Origin of the sequence: Phenylobacterium sp. (genome assembly GCF_044371015.1) — a bacterium.
Lineage (GTDB): Bacteria > Pseudomonadota > Alphaproteobacteria > Caulobacterales > Caulobacteraceae > Phenylobacterium.
Map to the genome: position 1 here is coordinate 1 of NZ_JBILUK010000323.1, position 2,875 is coordinate 2,875.

Here is a 2,875-nt window from a genome sequence, read left to right on the forward strand (position 1 = left end):
AGGCTTTCGACCCTCTAGCGCTGCCCGCGCCGGGCGTAGTTCCGGGCATCCTCGTGACCTACGACGGCCACGCCGTGGCGTTCTCGACCGCACTGGCGCAGATTTCGAAGGCTGGCGGTCTGACGATGGCCGATGGCTCTCAACTCTACATTGGTGATCTGGGGAACGACCGAGTCGCAACGGGCGGCGGCGATGATGGCCTCTATGGCGGACCTGGCCACGATACCCTGTCAGGCGGGGCGGGCCGAGACCTGCTGCAAGGGAATTCCGGCGACGACGCTCTGGTGGGCGGCTCAGGCGCTGACACACTTTTCGGCGGCCAGGGTGACGATGCGATCTATGTTTCATCGGCGCCGGGCGGCGTCGTGGGCGATGTCGGAGACTTCGCCCACGGCAATCTTGGCGACGACTTCATCTTCGGCGGTTCGGGTTCGGATACGCTGTTGGGCGGCCAAGGTATGGACGACATTCAGGGCGCCGATGGCGGGGATTGGCTCTCCGGCGACCTGGGCGACGACACCCTGATGGGCGGCCTGGGCGATGACAGCCTGCAGGGCGGCGCCGGCGCGGATCGCCTGGACGGGGATTTTGGCTCCAACCTGCTGCGTGGTGGAGATGGCGATGATCGACTGGCCACGCGGGGCCCGGAGACCTCCAATCTCTATGGTGACGCTGGCAATGACACGCTCAGCACCAGCGGCGGAGGCCAGGACGTGTTGTTCGGCGGTACCGGGCGCGATCGCTTTGAGTTCGTCGCGGGCGTCTCGCCGGCGGCCGGTGTTGAGGCTGAGATCCGGGACTGGGAAACTGGCGATCAGCTGAGCTTCGCCGCGGTCGGCACGCTCGGCAATCTGTCCCTCCCGGCGCTCAGCTATTCGGAGTTCGTGGCGGGTAGCTACGCGGAGGCCCTGGTGACCGCCAATCAGCATATGGCCGGAGCGGGCACCCGCTATGTGGCGGCTCAGGTGGGGAGTGATGTGTTCGTGTTTGTCGACATCGACGGGCCATCAGACGGCGCTGACACCGCCATTCGCCTCGTCGGCCGCAACCTGTCCGACATTGGGTTGGAGGCCTTCTCATAGTCTGGGGGCCGCCGCCCCGGGTTTCGCTGCCGCACAGCATAGGCTAAACCCCGCCGCGCTCGTTCCACCCCCATTCGGAGACCGTCCCGCCATGTCGCTGGAGTCCGCCGCGCTCGCCCGTGTGAAGCCGTCCGCCACCATGGCCGCCGACGCCAAAGCCCGTGAGTTGAAGGCGCAGGGCAAGAACATCATCACACTGGCGGCGGGTGAGCCAGATTTCGACACGCCGGACAACATCAAGGAAGCCGCCATCAAGGCGATCCGTGATGGCAAGACCAAGTACACCAATGTCGACGGCATTCCCGAGCTGAAGGAGGCCATCTGCGCCAAGTTCGCCCGCGAGAACGGCCTGACTTACAAGCCCAGCCAGATCAACGTCTCGCCGGGCGGCAAGCCCGTGATCTGGAACGCCATGATCGCCACGCTGAACCCCGGCGACGAGGTAATCGTGCCGACCCCCTATTGGGTCAGCTACTGGGATATCGTCCTGTTGGCCGGCGGGGAGCCGGTGGCGCTGCCGACTTCGGAGGCCACCAGCTTCAAGGTGCGGCCGACGGACCTGGAGAACGCGATCACGCCCAAGACCAAGTGGGTGATGCTGAACTCGCCGTCCAACCCTTCGGGCGCGGCCTATACGCGCGCCGAGCTGCGGGCCCTGGCCGACGTGTTGCTCCGGCATCCGCACGTCTGGATCCTGACCGACGATATGTACGAGCATCTGGTGTTCGGCGACTTCGAGTTCACCACCATCGCCCAGGTGGAACCGGCGCTCTACGACCGCACCCTCACTATGAACGGGGTCTCTAAGGCCTACGCCATGACAGGCTGGCGTATCGGCTATGCTGGCGGTCCCGAGCCGCTGATCAAGGCCATGGCCAAGGTCATGAGCCAGACCACCTCAAACCCCTCGTCGATCTCGCAGTGGGCGTCGGTCGAAGCCCTCAACGGGACACAGGCCTTCATCAAGCCCAACGCCAAGCTCTTCGAACAGCGCCGCGACCTGGTGGTCTCGATGCTCAACCAGGCCAACGGCCTTCGCTGCCCGACGCCGGAGGGCGCGTTCTACGTCTATCCGTCCTGCGCGGGGCTCATCGGCAAGACCGCACCGTCCGGCAAGGTGATCGGGAGCGACTCCGACTTCGCGGTGGAGCTTCTGGAAGCTGAGGGCGTGGCGGTGGTGTTCGGCGCGGCTTTCGGCCTCTCGCCGCACTTCCGGATCAGCTACGCGACCTCAAACGCGCTGCTGGAGGACGCCTGCCAGCGCATCCAGCGGTTCTGCGCCAACGTCAAATAGGCGACGGCGTGGCCGAGCCGATCAACTTCAACAAGGCGCGTAAGGCGCGCGACGCGGCCCAGGCCAAGTCTCGCGCCGCCGCCAATCGCGCCGCCTTCGGCCGCACCAAGGCTCAGAAGGACGCCGCGCGGCTCGAACAGGATCGCGCGCGGCGGACGCTGGACGGCGCCCGCCGCGACGAGGATCAGAACTTGTAGGTGACGCTGGCGCCGAACTGGCGCTTGCGTGGGGCGGAGACGGAGAAGTCGCGGAAGAAAGTGGTTTGCACGGCGTTCGGAAGCGCGGGATTCGCGTTAGGCACCAACGGGTTGGCGCGTTGCAGGAGCCGGTTGAAATCCAGCAGTCGGGTGACAACGTTCGGGGTTTTGTCGTCCAACATGTTGCGTCCGAAGATGCTTAGCTCCCAATCACCACGCGTGAGCGAGATGTTGCCGTTGAGAATGAAGCTGTCGCCGGCCCAGTTGAGGTTGTCGACCTGGGAGTAGCGCTTGCTCTCGTA

General features: G+C 65.5%; 4 protein-coding genes. 3 read left to right on the forward strand and 1 reads right to left on the reverse strand.

The features are described from left to right. From ACIQ3R_RS17035 to ACIQ3R_RS17045, 3 genes are all read left to right on the forward strand, one after another. Positions 1–1,082, forward strand: a 1,082-nt coding sequence (locus ACIQ3R_RS17035; protein WP_397420042.1) for a calcium-binding protein, incomplete at its 5' end; no start/stop codon positions are given. A gap of 91 nt (positions 1,083–1,173) precedes the next feature. Next, positions 1,174–2,376 carry a pyridoxal phosphate-dependent aminotransferase gene (locus tag ACIQ3R_RS17040; protein ID WP_397420043.1) on the forward strand — a complete coding sequence of 401 codons (1,203 nt, stop codon included), beginning with the start codon at positions 1,174–1,176 and terminating at the stop codon, positions 2,374–2,376. Positions 2,377–2,384: 8 nt separating this feature from the next. Further along, a complete protein-coding gene (locus tag ACIQ3R_RS17045) occupies positions 2,385–2,573 on the forward strand; it encodes a DUF4169 family protein (protein ID WP_397420044.1) in 189 nt (62 codons plus the stop codon). On the opposite strand, the gene ACIQ3R_RS17050 is transcribed toward ACIQ3R_RS17045, so the two are convergent. Beyond that, a partial coding sequence (locus ACIQ3R_RS17050) for a hypothetical protein (RefSeq protein WP_397420045.1) occupies positions 2,561–2,875 on the reverse strand: 315 nt, incomplete at its 5' end. The genes ACIQ3R_RS17045 and ACIQ3R_RS17050 overlap by 13 nt on opposite strands.

Bases quoted from the DNA above. Each gene is read 5' to 3' on its own strand.
- ACIQ3R_RS17040 (WP_397420043.1), top strand. From the start codon at position 1,174: ATGTCGCTGGAGTCCGCCGCGCTCGCCCGTGTGAAGCCGTCCGCCACC.